8 protein-coding genes, 2 rRNA genes and 3 pseudogenes are annotated in these 18,095 nt (G+C 68.2%); 11 read left to right on the forward strand and 2 right to left on the reverse strand.

What is annotated here, in order from left to right:
- The first annotated feature begins 225 nt into the window (after positions 1 to 225).
- The 6 genes and pseudogenes from ACZZ0J_RS00005 (at position 226) to ACZZ0J_RS00030 (ending at position 9,093) form a co-directional block, all read left to right on the forward strand.
- A 23S ribosomal RNA gene (locus tag ACZZ0J_RS00005) occupies positions 226 to 3,353 on the forward strand.
- 131 nt (positions 3,354 to 3,484) lie between these two features.
- Positions 3,485 to 3,601: ribosomal RNA gene (gene rrf / locus ACZZ0J_RS00010) — 5S ribosomal RNA — on the forward strand.
- Positions 3,602 to 3,699: 98 nt separating this feature from the next.
- On the forward strand, positions 3,700 to 4,830 hold the full coding sequence (locus ACZZ0J_RS00015; protein WP_463433935.1) for an ROK family protein: 1,131 nt from the start codon (positions 3,700 to 3,702) through the stop codon (positions 4,828 to 4,830).
- A gap of 92 nt (positions 4,831 to 4,922) precedes the next feature.
- Entirely contained in the window at positions 4,923 to 6,938 is a 2,016-nt protein-coding gene (locus ACZZ0J_RS00020) for a beta-galactosidase (protein WP_463433937.1), read from the forward strand.
- A 116-nt stretch (positions 6,939 to 7,054) separates the two neighbouring features.
- Positions 7,055 to 8,694: pseudogene (locus ACZZ0J_RS00025) on the forward strand (alpha-galactosidase); the annotation flags it as partial.
- Between the two features lie 138 nt (positions 8,695 to 8,832).
- Positions 8,833 to 9,093 (forward strand): hypothetical protein, encoded by a 261-nt coding sequence (locus ACZZ0J_RS00030; RefSeq protein WP_463438108.1) that lies wholly within the window; start codon positions 8,833 to 8,835, stop codon positions 9,091 to 9,093.
- A 45-nt stretch (positions 9,094 to 9,138) separates the two neighbouring features.
- Here ACZZ0J_RS00030 and ACZZ0J_RS00035 read toward each other — a convergent pair whose 3' ends face one another.
- Both ACZZ0J_RS00035 and ACZZ0J_RS00040 read right to left on the reverse strand, forming a co-directional pair.
- Positions 9,139 to 10,647 carry a glycoside hydrolase family 2 protein gene (locus ACZZ0J_RS00035; RefSeq protein WP_463433939.1) on the reverse strand — a complete coding sequence of 503 codons (1,509 nt, stop codon included), beginning with the start codon at positions 10,645 to 10,647 and terminating at the stop codon, positions 9,139 to 9,141.
- Between the two features lie 5 nt (positions 10,648 to 10,652).
- On the reverse strand, positions 10,653 to 11,849 hold the full coding sequence (locus ACZZ0J_RS00040; protein ID WP_463433941.1) for a glycosyl hydrolase 2 galactose-binding domain-containing protein: 1,197 nt from the start codon (positions 11,847 to 11,849) through the stop codon (positions 10,653 to 10,655).
- 117 nt (positions 11,850 to 11,966) lie between these two features.
- Between ACZZ0J_RS00040 and ACZZ0J_RS00045 the strand changes: the two genes are divergently transcribed.
- The 5 genes and pseudogenes from ACZZ0J_RS00045 to ACZZ0J_RS00065 all read left to right on the forward strand — a co-directional run bounded on the left by ACZZ0J_RS00045 (position 11,967) and on the right by ACZZ0J_RS00065 (position 17,480).
- Positions 11,967 to 13,652, forward strand: a complete 1,686-nt coding sequence (locus ACZZ0J_RS00045) for an ABC transporter substrate-binding protein (protein WP_463433943.1) — start codon at positions 11,967 to 11,969, stop codon at positions 13,650 to 13,652.
- Positions 13,653 to 13,686: 34 nt separating this feature from the next.
- The gene (locus tag ACZZ0J_RS00050; RefSeq protein ID WP_111086984.1) at positions 13,687 to 14,676 is read left to right on the forward strand and encodes an ABC transporter permease; all 990 of its coding nucleotides are present in this window, start codon (positions 13,687 to 13,689) and stop codon (positions 14,674 to 14,676) included.
- Between the two features lie 429 nt (positions 14,677 to 15,105).
- A pseudogene (locus ACZZ0J_RS00055) lies at positions 15,106 to 15,570 on the forward strand (ABC transporter permease); the annotation flags it as partial.
- A 148-nt stretch (positions 15,571 to 15,718) separates the two neighbouring features.
- Positions 15,719 to 16,591: an ABC transporter ATP-binding protein gene (locus ACZZ0J_RS00060; protein ID WP_181437678.1), complete on the forward strand. Its 873-nt coding sequence runs from the start codon at positions 15,719 to 15,721 to the stop codon at positions 16,589 to 16,591.
- Positions 16,588 to 17,480, forward strand: a pseudogene (locus tag ACZZ0J_RS00065) (ABC transporter ATP-binding protein). The gene ACZZ0J_RS00060 and the pseudogene ACZZ0J_RS00065 overlap by 4 nt, the downstream one beginning before the upstream one ends.
- The last annotated feature ends 615 nt before the right edge of the window (positions 17,481 to 18,095 follow it).

Below are 18,095 nucleotides of genomic sequence, written 5' to 3' on the forward strand. Positions count from 1 at the left end.
GGACCAGGCTTCCTGATCTGCCGTGAGGTGGGTTGGGGGTTGGGCCTACGGGTCCTTCGCCGGGCCGCATGAAGCACTGTCACTGGACGGTGGGGAGTGTGGTGCCGATCGTATGTTGAGAACTACACAGTGGACGCGAGCATCTTTGATTCGCGTCATCCAATCGACCGGGCACTTTTGGTGTTCGTGTTGTGGGTGATGACGGATCGCAATTTTAATCTTTGTGGTCAAGTTTCTAAGAGCAAACGGTGGATGCCTTGGCATCTGGAGCCGAAGAAGGACGTAGAAATCTGCGATAAGCCTCGGGGAGCTGATAATCGAGCCCTGATCCGAGGATTTCCGAATGGGGAAACCCCGCTGGGCGCTTTTGTGACCTGGTGACTCCCGCCTGAATATATAGGGCGGGTAGAGGGAACGTGGGGAAGTGAAACATCTCAGTACCCACAGGAAGAGAAAACAACATGTGATTCCGTGAGTAGTGGCGAGCGAAAGCGGATGAGGCTAAACCGATCATGTGTGATAGCCGGCGGGCGTTGCATGGTCGGGGTTGTGGGACACGTCACTCAGTTCTGCCGGACTGGGGCGGTTACAGCGCATCATAGTCGAACCGGTTTGAAAGCCGGGCCGTAGTGGGTGCCAGCCCCGTAGACGAAATGGTGTTATGGCCGGATGTGTATCCCAAGTAGCACGGGGCCCGAGAAATCCCGTGTGAATCTGTCAGGACCACCTGATAAGCCTAAATACTCCCAGATGACCGATAGCGGACAAGTACCGTGAGGGAAAGGTGAAAAGTACCCCGGGAGGGGAGTGAAATAGTACCTGAAACCGTTTGCTTACAAACCGTCGGAGCCTCCTTAGTAGGGGTGACGGCGTGCCTTTGAAGAATGAGCCTGCGAGTTAGTGATATGTGGCGAGGTTAACCCGTGTGGGGCAGCCGTAGCGAAAGCGAGTCTGAATAGGGCGTTTGAGTCGCATGTTCTAGACCCGAAGCGAAGTGATCTATCCATGGCCAGGTTGAAGCGACGGTAAGACGTCGTGGAGGACCGAACCCACTTCAGTTGAAAATGGAGGGGATGAGCTGTGGATAGGGGTGAAAGGCCAATCAAACTTCGTGATAGCTGGTTCTCTCCGAAATGCATTTAGGTGCAGCGTTGCGTGTTTCTCGCCGGAGGTAGAGCTACTGGATGGCCGATGGGCCTCAACAGGTTACTGACGTCAGCCAAACTCCGAATGCCGGTGAGTGAGAGCGCAGCAGTGAGACGGTGGGGGATAAGCTTCATCGTCGAGAGGGAAACAACCCAGACTACCAACTAAGGTCCCTAAGCGTGTGCTAAGTGGGAAAGGATGTGGAGTTGCATAGACAACCAGGAGGTTGGCTTAGAAGCAGCCACCCTTGAAAGAGTGCGTAATAGCTCACTGGTCAAGTGATTCCGCGCCGACAATGTAACGGGGCTCAAGCACACCACCGAAGTTGTAGATTTCGCACACTAGACAAGCCTTCGTGGTTCAGTCGTGCGGAGTGGTAGGAGAGCGTCGTGTGGCGAGTGAAGCGGCGGAGTGATCCAGCCGTGGACGCTACACGAGTGAGAATGCAGGCATGAGTAGCGAAAGACGGGTGAGAAACCCGTCCTCCGAAAGACCAAGGGTTCCAGGGCCAGGTTAATCCGCCCTGGGTAAGTCGGGACCTAAGGCGAGGCCGACAGGCGTAGTCGATGGACAACGGGTTGATATTCCCGTACCGGCGAACAACCGCCCAAGCTAATCCAGTGGTGCTAAGAGTCCTAACCCGGATCAACCGGATCCCTTCGGGGTGATGGTGGCCGGTCTAACGCTCGACCCCATGCTGGTGCGGTTAGCGTATGAACAGGTGTGACGCAGGAAGGTAGCTGAGCCAGGCGATGGTATCCGTAAGGTGAACCTGGTGTAAGGATGTAGGGCTGACGATAGGCAAATCCGTCGTCTGTACGCCTGAGATCCGACGCGTACCCGTAAGGGGAAATCAGTGATCCTATGCTGCCGAGAAAAGCATCGACGCGAGGTTGCAGCCGCCCGTACCCGAAACCGACTCAGGTGGTCAGGTAGAGAATACCAAGGAGATCGAGAGAATCGTGGTTAAGGAACTCGGCAAAATGCCCCCGTAACTTCGGGAGAAGGGGGCCGGACACGTGACCGGACTTTGCTCCGTGAGCGTTGAAGGCCGCAGAGACCAGTGGGAAGCGACTGTTTACTAAAAACACAGGTCCGTGCGAAGTCGCAAGACGATGTATACGGACTGACGCCTGCCCGGTGCTGGAAGGTTAAGAGGAAGGGTTAGCCTTTGGGCGAAGCTCTGAATTTAAGCCCCAGTAAACGGCGGTGGTAACTATAACCATCCTAAGGTAGCGAAATTCCTTGTCGGGTAAGTTCCGACCTGCACGAATGGCGTAACGACTTCCCAGCTGTCTCAACCGCGAACTCGGCGAAATTGCACTACGAGTAAAGATGCTCGTTACGCGCAGCAGGACGGAAAGACCCCGTGACCTTTACTACAGTTTGGTATTGGTGTTCGGTGTGGCTTGTGTAGGATAGGTGGGAGACTGTGAAGCGGGCACGCTAGTGTTCGTGGAGTCATTGTTGAAATACCACTCTGGTCACTCTGGATGTCTAACGTAGGACCCTGATCGGGTTCATGGACAGTGCCTGATGGGTAGTTTAACTGGGGCGGTTGCCTCCCAAAGAGTAACGGAGGCGCCCAAAGGTTCCCTCAACCTGGTTGGCAATCAGGTGGCGAGTGTAAGTGCACAAGGGAGCTTGACTGTGAGACTGACAGGTCGAGCAGGGACGAAAGTCGGGACTAGTGATCCGGCAGTGGCTTGTGGAAGCGCTGTCGCTCAACGGATAAAAGGTACCTCGGGGATAACAGGCTGATCTTGCCCAAGAGTCCATATCGACGGCATGGTTTGGCACCTCGATGTCGGCTCGTCGCATCCTGGGGCTGGAGTAGGTCCCAAGGGTTGGGCTGTTCGCCCATTAAAGCGGTACGCGAGCTGGGTTTAGAACGTCGTGAGACAGTTCGGTCCCTATCCGCTGCGCGCGTTGGAAATTTGAGAAGATCTATCCCTAGTACGAGAGGACCGGGATGGACGAACCTCTGGTGTGTCAGTTGTTCTGCCAAGGGCACCGCTGATTAGCTACGTTCGGACCGGATAACCGCTGAAAGCATCTAAGCGGGAAGCCGTCTTCGAGATGAGATTTCCATGCACCTTGAGTGTGAGAGGCTCCCAGCAGACTACTGGGTTGATAGGCCGGATGTGGAAGCGGGGACTAACGACCCGTGGAGCTGACCGGTACTAATAAGCCGAAGACTTGATAACACACTGATTTCCGTGCACGTGTTGCACGGGCTCGCGTCCACTTTGTGGTTCCCGACAGACGATCGGGAATCAAACTAAATAACTCAGCTACAGCTGGGACATGTTTGAGACCAGATCATGGTCGAAAGTGTTCCGGTGGTCATAGCGAGAGGGAAACGCCCGGTCACATTCCGAACCCGGAAGCTAAGCCTCTCAGCGCCGATGGTACTGCAAGGGGGACCTTGTGGGAGAGTAGGACGCCGCCGGACTTAACGTACGCAACACCAGGGAACCCCTGACCGATCCGGTCAGGGGTTTTCTGGCGTTTCCAGGCTGAGCCGTAGGATCAGCCGACGACGGAGGAACGATGACCGAAGCCTGGCCGGCACTGCCCGAGGGTTCCCGCTTGGCACTGCGGGAGATCCTCATCCACGGGACGCTCTCGCGGGCGGAGATCGCGCGGTCGCTCGGGCTGTCGCGAGCGAGCTTGACCCGGGCGATGCGGATCCTCGTGGCGCACCGGCTCGTGGTCGAGGTCGGCACCGACGTGCGTGGGGCCACGGGCCGGCCGTCGGAGCTGCTGCAGTCGAGTTCAGGGCAGTGGGAGTTCCTCGGCGTCAAGCTGACCCGGGAGCGTCTGTACGCCGCGGTGACCGACCTGGGCGGACGCGTGCTCGCCCTCCATGAGGAGACCGTCCCGTCGACCGTGCCGGAGGACCTGGCCGACCAGATCAGCACTGTGCACGAGCGCCTCCGTGCCGTGCACCCTGCGATCTGTGCCGTCGGGTTGTCCCTGCCCGGTGACGTCCTCACCCGGGGCGGAGAGGCCGTCGTGGCGTCGTCGCCGTTCCTCGGGTGGACCGACGTCCCGTTCGCACGGATGGTCCGGGAGCGAACGGGGCTCGCAGCCTTCACGGCGAACGACGTCCACGCCCTGACCGTCAAGGAGCACTGGTTCGGTGCCGGCGCCGGCCGCGGGTCCATGGCGCTGGTCACCGTGGGCGAGGGGCTCGGTCTCGGGCTCATCGTGAACGGGCAGGTCTCCACCGGCGAGCACGGGCGGCTCGGTCGGATCGGGCACCTGCCGGTCCTCGGTGGTGGGCCCGACTGCGGCATCGGGCACGCGGGGTGTGCTTCGAGCTACCTGCCGAGTCCGGTGATCGTGCGGAACGCGGGGCGCGAGGGATCGTCGTACGAGCAGGTGGTCGAGCTCGCGCGGAACGGTGACGAGCAGGCCGTGGCGGCGTTCGAGGACGCCGGACGAGCACTCGGTGTCGTCCTGGCCACCGCGGTGCACATCGCCGACCCTGCCGCGATCGTCCTGACCGGCGACGGGCTGCCGGTGTACGACCTGGCGCGGACCACGGTGGACGAGTCGCTCCGTGCGGCCCTGGCTCCGTACCGGCAGCCGGTGACCGTCGAGGTGCAGCCGTTCGAGTTCTCGGAGTGGGCGCGAGCGGGGGCGGTCCTGGCGATCCGACAGCTGCTCGAGACCTGATGCGGCACCACTGACAGCGCGTTAGTTACACACGTTGACAAACACTGCCGGAGACGGGAGGCTGGTGCGGTCCACCCATCGAAGGAGAGGCCGTGACCGCTGCCCCCACCGTCCCGTGGCCGACCGACGGCCTGTCGTTCGGCGGCGACTACAGCCCTGAACAGTGGCCGCGCGAGGTCTGGCTCGAGGACGTCCGCCTGATGCGCGAGGCCGGGGTGAACCTGGTCACGATCGGGGTCTTCTCGTGGGCGCTGCTCGAGCGGTCGCCGGGGGAGTACACCTTCGACTGGCTCGACGACGTCATCGCCCTGCTGCACGACAACGGCATCGCCGTGGACCTCGCGACGCCGACCGCCGCCCCGCCGAACTGGCTGCTGACCGCCCACCCCGAGGTGCTGCCGGTGGACGCCACGGAGCGTCGGGAGCGCCCGGGTGGACGCCTCGGGTGGTGTGCGGCGTCGACGGTCTTCCGCGAGCACGCACTGCGGATCGTCGGTGCCCTGGCCGAACGCTACGGTCACCACCCGGCGGTCCGGCTGTGGCACGTGAGCAACGAGCTCGGTGGCGGGAACGGCCGCTGCTACTGCGAGGAGTCGGCAGCGGACTTCCGACGCTGGCTCGCCGACCGGTACGGGGACGTCGACACCGCGAACGCCGCGTGGGGAACGGCCTTCTGGGGGCACACCTACACGTCCTTCGACGAGGTCTCAGCCCCGCGTGGCGTCGGCGGCGCACCGAACCCCGGCCTCTTCCTGGACTTCGAGCGGTACTCGTCCGACGCCCTGCTCCGGCACTTCGACGCCGAGAAGGCCGTCATCGAGCGGCACTCGGACGTCCCCGTCACGACGAACTTCATGGTCGGTGCGGGATCGCAGGTCGTCGACTACGCCGCGTGGGCGAAGCACGTCGCGATCCCGGCGAACGACCACTACACGCTCGTCGACGACCCGCACCGCGAACAGGACCTCGCCCTCGCCGCGGACCGGATGCGCGGCATCACCGCCGGCCGTACCCCCTGGTTGCTCATGGAGCACTCGACGGGCGGCCCGAGCTGGCGGCAGCGCAACCGGGCGAAGGAACCGGGCGAGATCCTGCGGAACTCGCTCGTGCACGTCGCCCGCGGGTCCGACGGCGCACTGTTCTTCCAGTGGCGGGCCTCCACCGCGGGGGCCGAGCAGTTCCACTCCGCGATGGTCCCGCACGCTGGCACCCGCACCCGGATCTGGCGCGAGGTCGTCGCGCTCGGCCGGGCACTCCGCGACCTCGCCCCCGTACAGGGCAGCCGCGTCGAACCGGCCCGGGTCGCGATCGTCGTCGACGAGCCGTCCGGCTGGGCACTGCAGTCCGGGCTGAAGCCGCACCGGGGACTGCGGTACTCGCGGGAGCTCCGTGCCTGGTACGCCGCCTTCCACGACCGGCAGGTGCTCACCGACGTCGTGCCCTCGGACGCCGACCTCGACGGCTACGACGTGGTGGTCGTCCCCACGATGCTCATCGTCGACGACGCCACCGCCGCACGGATCGCCGCGGTGGTCGACCGCGGCGCGACCCTCATCGTCACCTACCTGTCCGGCGTCGCCGACGAGACCGCCCGCATCCGCGCCGGCGGCTACCCGGGCGCGTTCCGGCAGGTGCTCGGCGCCTGGAGCGAGGAGTTCACCCCGCTGCAGCGCGACGAGACCCGCACGCTCGACGACGGCGGTACCGTCACCGACTGGGCCGAGGCCGTCGTGGTCGACGACGCCGACGTCGTGCTCCGGTACACGGACGGACCGCTCGCGGACCGCGCAGCGGTCACCCGCCGCGCCGTCGGCGGCGGTGCCTGGTACGTGTCCGCGATGCTGCCTGCCCAGAGCACCCAGCGGCTCGTGGACCGGGTCATCGAGGAGCGCGCGCTCCCGCGGACGGTCACCGCGCCTCCCGGCCTGGAGGCGGTGCGCCGCGTCCACGACGACGGTTCCGTGTTCCTGTTCCTCGTCAACCACCGCGCGGACGACGTGACGGTCGTCGCGTCCGGTACGGACCTGCTCGACGGCTCCGGCCACGGGCCGGAGACCGTCGTGCCCGCCGGTCGCGTCCGCGTCCTGCGCGAGGAGCGTGCGTCGTGACCGTCGTGGACCGCGACCCGGCGCCGGCGCGCGCACTCGACGGACGGCAGGTGCAGGTCCTGCGCGGCGGCGGGGTGTCGCTCGTGCTGGCGACCGCCGACGACGGGCTGCCCGAGGTGCTGCACTGGGGCCGCGACGTCGGACCCGTCACGGACGGCGACGGCGCCGAACTGCTGCTCGCGCTCGGACGGCCGCTCGGGCCGAGCGCCCTCGATGCAGCCTGGCCACTGACCGTGCTGCCGACCGAACGCGACGGGTGGGAAGGACGACCCGCGATCGCCGGGCACGTCGACGGGCTGCCGCTCGTGCCGCGGTGGCGCGACGTCGAGGTGACCGCGGAACCGGGCGCGCTGGTCGTGACCGCGGTGTCCGACGAACTGCTGCTGCGGAGTGCCTTCCGGCTCGACGCCGCGGGGGTGCTGCGCGTCGGGCACACCGTGACGAACGGGGCCGCCGTGCCCGTGCACCTGCAGGCACTCGAGGCGACGCTGCCCGTGGGCGAACGGGTCGGCGAGGTGCTCGACCTGGCCGGACGCTGGACCCGGGAGCGCACCCCGCAGCGCCGGACCCTGACCGCCGGCAGCCACGCGCGGGAGAGCCGCCGCGGTCGCACCGGCCACGACGCCCCGACGCTGCTCGTGCTCGGGACGCCGGGGTTCTCGGACGCTTCCGGTGAGGTCTGGGGCGTGCACCTGGCCTGGAGCGCCGACTCGGTGCACCGGTACGACCTGCTCGCCGAGGCGCGACCGCTGCTCGGTGCCGGGGAGCTCCTGCGCGCCGGCGAGGTCGTCCTCGGGCAGGAGTCCTTCGCCGCGCCCGACGCCGTCTTCGTCTGGAGCGACGCCGGGCTCGACGGCCTGTCCGACCGGCTGCACGACTCGCTCCGCAGCCGTCCCGGCCACCCGAAGCGCCCCCGGCCGGTGGTGCTCAACACGTGGGAGGCCGTCTACTACCGGCAGGGCCTCGCGCCCCTGGTCGCCCTGGCCGAGACCGCTGCGGACATCGGCGTCGAGCGGTTCGTGCTCGACGACGGCTGGTTCCTCGGGCGCCGCTCGGACTCGACGTCGCTGGGGGACTGGCGCGTCGACCCGACGGTGTGGCCGGACGGCCTCGGACCGCTCGTCGACCGGGTCCGCGGACTCGGCATGGAGTTCGGGCTGTGGTTCGAGCCCGAGATGGTGAGCCCGGTGTCCGAGCTCGCGGCCGCGCACCCCGAGTGGCTGCTGCAGCGCCCCGAGGACGACGTCCGCACCTGGCGGAACCAGTACGTGCTCGACATGGCGAACCCGCTCGCGCGGGCGTACGTGCTCGAGGCGATGTCCGCCGTCATCGGGGCGCACCACGTCGACTTCGTGAAGTGGGACCAGAACCGCGACATCGTGCACGCGGTCCACGCCGGACGTGCCGGCATCGACGCGCACACCCGCGGGGTCTGGACGCTGATGGACGCCCTGCGCGCCCGGCACCCGTGGCTCGAGATCGAGGCGTGCGCGAGCGGCGGCGCCCGGGTCGACCTCGGCGTGCTGGAGCGCACCGACCGGTGTGGCCGTCGGACTCGAACGACGCGTTCGAACGGCTGCCGATCCAGCGCTGGACCGAAGCACTGCTGCCGCTCGAGCTGATCGGCTCGCACGTCGGCCCCGAGGTCTCACACACCACCGGCCGGCACCTCGACCTGGACTTCCGGATGGCGGTGTCGCTGTTCGGGTCCGCCGGCATCGAGACCGACGTCACCCGACTGGCGCCCGCGGAGCTCGACCGGCTGCGGGCGTGGACGGCGTTGTACAAGCGGGAGCGTGGGCTGCTGCACACCGGCCGGCTGCGGCACCTGGAGCTCGGCGACCCCGGGCTCGTGGCGACCTCGGTCGTGGCCGTCGACCGGTCGCGGGCGCTGGTGCGGGTCGCGCGGACCGAGACCGGGCCGCAGTCGCTGCCGGTGCCGCTCCGGATGCGGGGGCTCGACCGGGCTCGGCGCTACCGGCTCGCCCCCGTCACGGGGCTGCGGGTGCCGCACGGACTCGACATGGTGCCGCCGGCGTGGCTCGTGCGCGGGCACCTGGAGCTGTCGGGTGCGGTGCTCGAGGACGTCGGGGCGCGGCTGCCGTTGCTGGCCCCCGCGACCGCGATCGTGTTCGAGCTGCACGCCCTCGACTGACCCGCTCGCGGATCGCCCGCCGTCGACGACGGCGGGCGGCCCGCGTCAGGGGAGGAGCGAGCCCGCGTGGCGGAGGACGAGCGGGCCGACGAGCGCCTCGGGGTCGATGCCCGGGGCACCCGTCACCGTGAAGGTCACCGACTCGCCGGCCAGCAGGGACACCAGTCCGTCGTCGACCCGAGCGGCGGGGTCCACGCGGTCCGGGAACAGCGAGACGTCCCGCGCGTAGGACGCCGCCGTCACCGTGACGACCGCCCCGTCGTCCGTCCCCGTGACCGACGTGGACAGCGGTGAGCGGGCGAGCACCTGGTCGACGACCTCGGTGAAGTCGAACACCGTGCGGGTTCCGGCTCCGGTGACGACGAGCACCTCGGACCCGGCGTCTCCGGGGACGGCGAGCGAGGCCGGCAGCGTGACCCGGTCGGCGTCGGCGGGTCCGGCCGCGAGCGAGAACGACGAGGAGTCGAGCACCGTGCCGTCGAACGCGATGCGGGCGACCGTGACCTCGTCGGCGACCGGTGCCCCGGACGCGTTCACGAGCACGACGTCGAGCCCACCAGCAGTGCCGGCCGCGCCCGCAGCCCCGGCCGCGCCCGCAGCCCCGGCCGCGCCCGCAGCCCCGGCAGCAGACGGCTGCACGGTGAGCAGCACCGGCTGGTAGGCCTGCCGCACCGCGTACCAGACGGGCTTCCGGATGCCCGCGTGGTCGACGAGCGCCCAGGACACCACGGGCCAGTCGTCGTTGAGCTGCCAGACGATCATGCCGGTGTTGTCGGGCGTGCGGGACCGGAACCACTCCATGCCGAAGCGGATCGCGTGCGCCTGGTTGAGCTGTGACGCCCAGTGCCAGTCCTCGATGCTCGTCGGCGTCGGCAGGTGCCCACGCATGCCGTCGGCGAGCTTCCGGTTGCCCTGGTCGGCCTTCTGGTGCACGAGCATCTCGTGGCCGTCGGGGTCGAGCGGCTCGTCGTGCACCACGGCGGTCAGGGTCGACCAGGCGGGCGGCCCCTGGAACCCGAACTCCGCGACGAACCGCGGGTTCCAGTCGGCGTAGGCGCGGTAGTCGAGCCGGTTCCAGACGTCCCAGATGTGCACGCTGCCGTTCCGCTCGTCGTTCGGCGTCAGGTACTCGTCGAACGAGAACGGGCTGCCCGGCGTGTACGGACGGGTCGGGTCGAGCTCGGCGACGATCGACGGCAGCAGCGAGCGGTAGTAGCCGTTGCCCCAGGTCCGGCCGACGAGCGAGGGCCGCCAGCCCCACTCGGCGTAGGCGACGAGGTTCTCGTTGTTGCCGTTCCACACCACGAGCGACGGGTGCGGGCTGAGCCGGGTGACGGCTTCGCGGACCTCGGGCTCGACCTCGTCGGCGAGCCAGGGCTCCTCGGCGTAGGCGGCACAGGCGAACAGGAAGTCCTGCCAGACGAGCACGCCGAGCTCGTCGCAGCGGTCGTACAGGTCGTCGGACTCGTAGATCCCGCCGCCCCAGATGCGGAGCAGGTTGACGTTCGCCTCGATCGCGTCGTCGATCCGGTCGGCGTACCGCTCGGGCGTCATCTCGGTCAGGTACGCGTGGTCGGGGATCCAGTTCGCACCCGCACGATCACGGGTCGGTCGTTCACCCGGAGCAGGAACAGGGCTCCGCCGGCGTCGGCGGCGGTGTCGAGCGTCACGGTGCGGAACCCGACGCGGCCGGTCCAGACGTCGTCGCCGACCTCGACGCGGACGTCGTACAACGGCTGCTCGCCCTCGCCGCGCGGCCGCCAGACGGCGACGTCGGGGACCTCGAGCCGCACGACGGCGGAGCCGTCGACGACGGCGCGCACGCTGGTGACGGACGTCGCGCCCGGCGTGGACGGGCGGCCGGGAGGCACGGTGCCGGACCCGACGGGCGTCGCCGCCGCCTCGGTGCCGCTCGCGCCGGGGGCGGACGTGTTCTGCTCGGCCAGGGCGGCGCCGTGGCCGTCGACCCCGCCGGGGGTGACGTGCGGGGTCAGGGTGACCCGCGCCTCCAGGCCGGCCCGACCGGACACCCCTGCGACCGGAGCCGACCCGATGTGCTGGGAGAAGGCCCCGGTGGAACCTGCGGACTCGACGTCGACGTGCGCGGTGAGCACGCCGGTGGTGCCGTCGACGTCTACCAGGGGGCGGACGGCCGCGATGCGGGCGCCACTCCAGGACTCGATGCCGATCGACTTCCAGATGCCGCTCGTGGCGACGTCGATGCCCCAGTCCCAGCCGAAGTTCGACGCGTTCTTGCGGAGCGCGTTGTACGGGTGGTGGTTGACGTGGGGGAGTTCGCCGCCGTGCAGGGCGGACAGCCGCTCGGCCGCGGGGACCGGTGCGTCGAAGGTGATCACGAGCTCGTTCGTACCGGGGCGCAGCAGGTGCCCGACGGGGAACCGGTACGCGCGGTGCTGGTTCGCGGTGGTGGCGACGACGATGCCGTTCAGCTCGATCGTCGCGAGGGTGTCGAGTCCGTCGGCGACGAGGTCGTGGCGGTCGTCCGTGGTCGGGCCCGTGCCGGTCTCGCCCGACCACGTGAAGGTGCGGCGGTACCGCCAGACCGTGTCGCCGATCCACTGGGTCGCGGCCTCGTTGTCGCCGTCGAACGGGTCGGGGATCCGGCCCGCCCGCAGCAGGTCGGTGTGCACGCAGCCGGGGACGATCGCAGCGACCGGCTCCCGGTGTGCATCGGCCTTCGCCGGGCCGTGCACCGCCTCGACCGTCCACGTGCCGTCCAGGGTGGTCCGCTCCATTGCGTCTCCTCAATCGTGACGGGGCCGTGACCCGACCCCTTGACCGCCTTAGTTTACGCGTGTAACAATCACGCTCACAACGTGGATCCTGCGACGACGCAGACCGAGAGGACAACGATGTTCAACCCAACCCGTTCACGGCTCGCCATCGGCGCCGCCGTCCTCCTCGCCGCCGGCCTCGCGCTGAGCGGCTGCAGCGCGAGCGGCAACGCCAGCACGAAGGACGACGCCGCCTCGACCCTGGTCGCCTACACCGGTCAGTCCGGCGACTACCAGATCAACTTCAACCCGTGGTCACCGTCGAACATCGGCGGCGTCGGCACGATCTACGAGTCGCTGTTCTTCATCACCAACGTCAACACGAACGACCCGAAGCCGCTGCTCGGCAAGTCGTACGAGTGGAACACCGACGGCACGCAGCTCACCATCACGCTGCGCGAGGGGGCGACCTGGAGCGACGGCGAGCCCTTCACCTCGAAGGACGTCGTGTTCACGCTCGACATGCTCAAGAAGCAGAAGGCCCTGAACTCGATCGGCTACGACGGCACCGCGAAGGCCGACGGCGACTCCAAGGTCGTCGTCACCTTCGACAAGCCGTCGTTCGTGCTCGGCCCGAACCTGCTCGGCAAGACCTGGATCGTGCCCGAGCACCTGTGGAAGGACATCGACCCGACCACCGACGTCGTGCGCGAGCCCGTCGGCACCGGTCCGTACACGCTCGGCACCTTCAAGGCGCAGGCCTTCACCCTCGAGGCGAACAAGAAGTACTGGGACGGCGCCCCGGCCGTGAAGACCATCCGCTACCTGTCGCTCTCCGGCAACACCGCCGGTGCCGACGCGCTCAAGCAGGGTTCGATCGACTGGCAGACCGGCCCGGTGCCGAACATGGACGACATCGCCGGCAACTACAACGGCTACGACGGCATCACCGTCGGCCAGAACCAGATGGCGCTGCTCACCTGCGCGAACACCGACCTCGGCTGCACCGGCCCGCAGACCGACCCGGCCGTCCGGCACGCAATCGCCGACGCGATCAACCGCAAGCAGCTCAACTCGCTGGCGTTCGAGAACACCGCGAGCGAGATCTCGCCGACCTTCGCGCTCACCACGACGCAGAAGGACACGATCTCGAAGGACATCGAGCCGGCCGTGATGCCGGAGACCGCCGACAAGGCGCCGCCGCGTCGTCGCTCGAGGAGCGCCGGGTGGAAGAAGGGCTCGGACGGCATCTACGCCAAGGACGGCAAGAAGCTGTCCCTGACCGTCGAGGTCGTCACCGGCTGGACGGACTACATCACCGCGATCGACACGATGACGCAGCAGCTCAAGGCCGCGGGCATCGAGCTCAAGGCGCAGCAGTCGTCGTGGAACGAGTGGACCGACAAGAAGACCAAGGGCAACTTCGAGCTCGCGATCGACTCGCTCGGCCAGGGCCCGACGGCGAACCCGTACTACCTGTACAACAACTACTTCACGACGGCGAACACCGCGAAGGTCGGTGCAGCGGCCCCGATGAACATCTCGCGGTACAGCAACCCCGACGTGGACAAGGCCATCGCGAAACTCGCCACGATCAACCCCGAGGACACCGCCGCGACGCAGCCGGAGCTCGACACGATCCAGCAGCACATCGTCGAGGACCTGCCGTACATCCCCGTGATGACCGGCGGTACGACGAGTGAGTTCCACGCGGCGAAGTTCACCGGCTGGCCGACGAAGGACGACCTCTACGCCTTCCCGGCGGTCTGGGCGAGCCCGGACAACGCCGAGATCTTCAAGGCACTGAAGCCGGCGAAGGGCTGACCACGATGGGATCGCGACCGAGGAGCACTCGACGATGACCTACTTCCTGCGCAAGATCGGCTTCTACATCGTCGCGCTGTGGGCGGCACTGACGCTGAACTTCATCATCCCGCGGCTGCTGCCCGGGAACCCGGTGGACATCCTGCTCGCCAAGCTCCAGCAGCGCGGCGGGCAGGTGACCCCGGCGACACGGCAGGCGTACGAGCTGCTCCTCGGTGGCGATTCCTCGGAGCCGCTGATCTCCCAGTACGGCCACTACCTGGTCAACGTGTTCCGCGGTGACCTCGGGGTGTCCGTCAGCTACTTCCCGGCCCCCGTCACCGAGGTCATCGCGAGCTCGCTGCCGTGGACCATCGCTCTGGTCGGCATCGCCACCATCCTGGCCGCCATCATCGGCGTCGGCCTCGGCGCCTTCGTCGGCTGGCGTCCGGGCACCTGGCTCGACTCGTTCGTGCCGGCCACCACCCTGCTCGCCGCGGTGCCGTACTTCTGGCTCGCACTGATCCTGGTGTACTTCTTCGCCACCGGCATCCACCTGTTCCCGGCGCAGGGCGGCTACGACGTCATCCTGACCCCCGGGTTCAACTGGGACTTCATCGCCTCGGCGATCCAGTACGGGGTGCTGCCGGCCGTGACGATCGTGCTCGCATCGCTGGGCGGCTGGCTGCTCGGCATGCGCAACATGATGGTGTCGACGCTGTCCGAGGACTACATCACCACCGCCCAGGCCAAGGGGCTGTCCGACGGCAAGATCCTGCGGAACTACGCCGCCCGGAACGCCGTGCTGCCCTCCGTCGCCGGCTTCGCGATCTCCCTCGGGTTCATCGTGTCCGGTTCCGTCGTCACCGAGCAGGTGTTCTCGTACCCGGGCATCGGGTCGAAGCTGCTGTCCGCCGTGACCAACAACGACTACGCGCTCATGCAGGGGATCTTCCTGTTCATCACCCTGGCGGTCCTCGGCGCGAACCTCGTCGTCGACCTGCTGTACGGGCTCATCGACCCGCGGACGCGGGCGCGGAGCTAGGGAGGACACGCCATGACCAACATCCAGCAGGACACCGAACCCACCATCGGCGCACTCGCCGAGGAAGCCGACGCCGGGTCGACGCGGAGCATCGCCACGGCCCGAGCGTCACGACCGAAGGGCGGCATCCGCCGTTTCCTGCCGACCCTGACCCCGTGGCTCATCACGGGCGTCGCCCTCGTCGCCGGCGTCACGCTGTTCGGCGTCGTCGGGCCGCTGCTCGTCGGCGACCCGACCACCATCCGCGACTCCGGACTGCAGGGACCGAGCGGCGAGAACCTGCTCGGGACGACCCAGACCGGGCAGGACGTGCTCGCCCAGCTCGCCTACGCCACCCGCGGCAGCCTGCAGATCGGCCTGATCGTCGGCGTCCTCGCCACGGTGCTGTCCGCGTTCTTCGGGATCCTCGGCGCGTACCTCGGCGGGATCATGGACGAGGCGTTCTCGCTGTTCTCGAACGTGTTCCTCGTGATCCCCGGCCTGCCGCTCGTCATCGTCATCTCCGGCCTGGTCCCGCGCGAGGCCCGCGAGCTCTGGACCATCGCCGTCGTCCTCGCGATCACCTCGTGGGCGGGCTCCGCGCGGGTGCTCCGTGCGCAGACGATGTCGATCCGGAACCGCGACTACGTCTCCGCCGCCCGTGTCGCCGGCGAACGACCCTGGCGCGTCATCGCCGTCGAGATCCTGCCGAACCTGCTGCCCGTCCTGGCATCGCAGTTCGTGTTCGCGGTGATCGCCGCGATCCTCGGGGAAGCGGGGCTGTCGTTCCTCGGCCTCGGAGCGTCGAACTCGTCGACACTCGGCACCATGCTCTTCTACGCCCAGAACGGCTTCGCGCTGGCGAACGGCGCGTGGTGGTGGTTCGTGCCGCCCGGCCTGCTCATCGCCCTGCTCGGCATGGGGCTGTCCCTGGTGAACTTCTCGATCGACGAGGTCATCAACCCGCGACTCGCGAACGTGCGCGCCCAGCGGCGGCGCGAACGTCGCGCCAAGCGGCCGCCCGCGCCTCGCGGTCCGCACGCACCACGAAGGAGTTCGTCCGATGAGTGCCGAAGCCGTGCTGACGATCGACCACCTCGACGTCGTCTACGAGACCGAACACCCCGTGCACGCCGTCAAGGACGTGTCGCTCACCCTGGCCCCCGGCGAGATCCTCGGGCTCGCGGGGGAGTCCGGCTGCGGCAAGACGACCCTGGCCTACGCCATCACCCGGCTGCACCGACCGCCGGCGAAGGTCGCCTCGGGCAGCATCACGTTCCACGACCGCGACGGCACCGACATCGACCTGCTCGGCCTGCCGCACGAACAGCTGCGGGCCGTGCGCTGGTCGAAGCTGTCGATGGTGTTCCAAGGCGCGATGAACGCCCTCAACCCGGTCACCACCATCCGGGCGCAGCTCGACGACGCCCTGAAGGAACACCGGCGCGACCTGGGCCGCAAGGAACGGCGCGCGATCGCCGAGGACGCCCTGAGCCGCGTCGGCGTCGACCCGTCCCGCATCACCGCGTACCCGCACGAGCTGTCCGGCGGCATGCGGCAGCGCGTGATGATCGCGATGGCGATGCTGCTCGAACCGCAGATCATGATCATGGACGAGCCCACCACCGCCCTCGACGTCGTGGTGCAGCGCGAGATCCTGCGCGAGATCGTCCGACTGCGCGACGAGCTCGGGTTCGCCGTCGTGTTCATCACGCACGACCTGCCGCTGCTGCTCGAGATCAGCGACCGCATCGCGATCATGCTGCGCGGCGAGGTCGTCGAGTGCGACCGGGCCTCGGTCATCCAGCACGACCCGAAGCACCCGTACACGCAGAAGCTGCTGCAGTCGTTCCCGAGCCTGTCGGGGGAGCGCGGCGCGTTCATCCGCTCCGGCGTCGACGACCACGCGGCAGCAGTCCACGAGGAGATCCGATGACCAGCGTGACCGTCAGCCACCTCGGCAAGGACTTCCACACCCGCAAGGGCCTCAAGCGGACCACCCTGCACGCCGTCGACGACGTGTCGTTCGAGCTGCTGCCCGGGAAGACCGTGGCGTTGGTGGGGAGTCCGGCTCGGGCAAGTCCACCATCGCCCGGATGCTCGCCAAGCTCGAGAGCACCACCCGCGGCTCGATCGACGTGCGGCTCGAGGACGGCACCCCCGTCGTCGGCAGCATGTACCGCCGGCACGTGCAGATGGTGTTCCAGGACCCCTTCGCGTCGCTCAACCCGTTCCACTCGATCGAGCACCACATCGCCCGGCCGCTGCAGCTGCACCACCGAGCCCGAGGTGCCGACAAGACCGCCGAGAAGGTGCGGGAACTGCTCGGCCGCGTCAACCTCGACGAGGACTTCGCGAGCCGCCGCCCGCACGAGCTCTCCGGCGGGCAACGGCAACGCGTCGCCATCGCCCGCGCACTCGCCCCCGGAGCCCAGGTGCTCATCGCCGACGAACCGGTGTCGATGCTCGACGTGTCGATCCGGCTCAGCGTGCTCAACCTGATGGGCCGCCTGCAGCGCGAGGACCACCTCGCCGTGCTCTACATCACGCACGACCTGGCGACCGCACGGCACTTCTCCGACGAGATCCTGGTGCTCTACCGCGGCCGGGTCGTCGAACGCGGGCCGTCCGACGCCGTCATCCTCGACCCGCAGCACGACTACACCCGGCTGCTCGCCGAGGCCGCCCCCGACCCGGAGCGCACCGACCGCAAGGTGACCTCGGGCAGCGCCCTCGACCGCTCGAAGATCGACAACACCACCTGCTACGACCACGGCGTCGGGGCGTGGGTGTCGAGCGCGCCCGCTCCGGTCGGCGCACGGTGAGCGGAGCCTTCGCCGACTGGGTCACGCCCGGGTTCTCGGCACGGTTCCGGATCGGCGACGACCAGCCCGCCGCCCTCGTGTCGTTCGTGGCGAGCGGTGGAGCGCTCGCCGACGGACCCGACGATCCGCAGCCCCTGGTGGAGCTGACGACGATCGGACACGGGCGGTTCCCGGGTGGGTACCGGCACGTGGACTCCACGATCGGGGCGCGACTGCGACCCGTGTCGTGGCGTGCGTCCGACGACGCGGCCGATCCGTGGTTCCGGATCGTGCAGTCGGACGCGGCCACGGGCCTCCAGGTCGAGTCGGTCTTCCGGGCGCGCGCCGACGTCCCGGGCTTCCGGACGTGGACCGAGGTGTCCGCCGGCGACGGCGAGCACGTCGTGGACTTCGTCTCGTCGTTCGCGACCGGGGCGTTCCTGACCGACTCCGGGGTCGGCGTCGACGACCTGGCCCTCGTGCACGCGGACAACGACTGGGCGGCCGAGAGCCGGTGGCGGACCGATCCGCTGCGGTCGATAGGACTCGCAGCGATCGACCGCGAGGCGCAGCACCACCCGCCCCGCAGCCGCGCCGTCGTGCAGAACCGCGGGTCGTGGTCGACCGGTGAGGCGC

This window comes from Curtobacterium sp. AC272 (assembly GCF_979258155.1).

What these genes read in the sequence shown, in the direction of transcription:
- ACZZ0J_RS00015 (WP_463433935.1), top strand. Translation starts at nt 3,700, where the DNA reads ATGACCGAAGCCTGGCCGGCACTGCCCGAGGGTTCCCGCTTGGCACTG.
- ACZZ0J_RS00035 (WP_463433939.1), bottom strand. Translation starts at nt 10,647, where the DNA reads ATGACGCCCGAGCGGTACGCCGACCGGATCGACGACGCGATCGAGGCG.
- ACZZ0J_RS00040 (WP_463433941.1), bottom strand. Translation starts at nt 11,849, where the DNA reads ATGGAGCGGACCACCCTGGACGGCACGTGGACGGTCGAGGCGGTGCAC.
- ACZZ0J_RS00045 (WP_463433943.1), top strand. Translation starts at nt 11,967, where the DNA reads ATGTTCAACCCAACCCGTTCACGGCTCGCCATCGGCGCCGCCGTCCTC.
- ACZZ0J_RS00050 (WP_111086984.1), top strand. Translation starts at nt 13,687, where the DNA reads ATGACCTACTTCCTGCGCAAGATCGGCTTCTACATCGTCGCGCTGTGG.
- ACZZ0J_RS00060 (WP_181437678.1), top strand. Translation starts at nt 15,719, where the DNA reads ATGAGTGCCGAAGCCGTGCTGACGATCGACCACCTCGACGTCGTCTAC.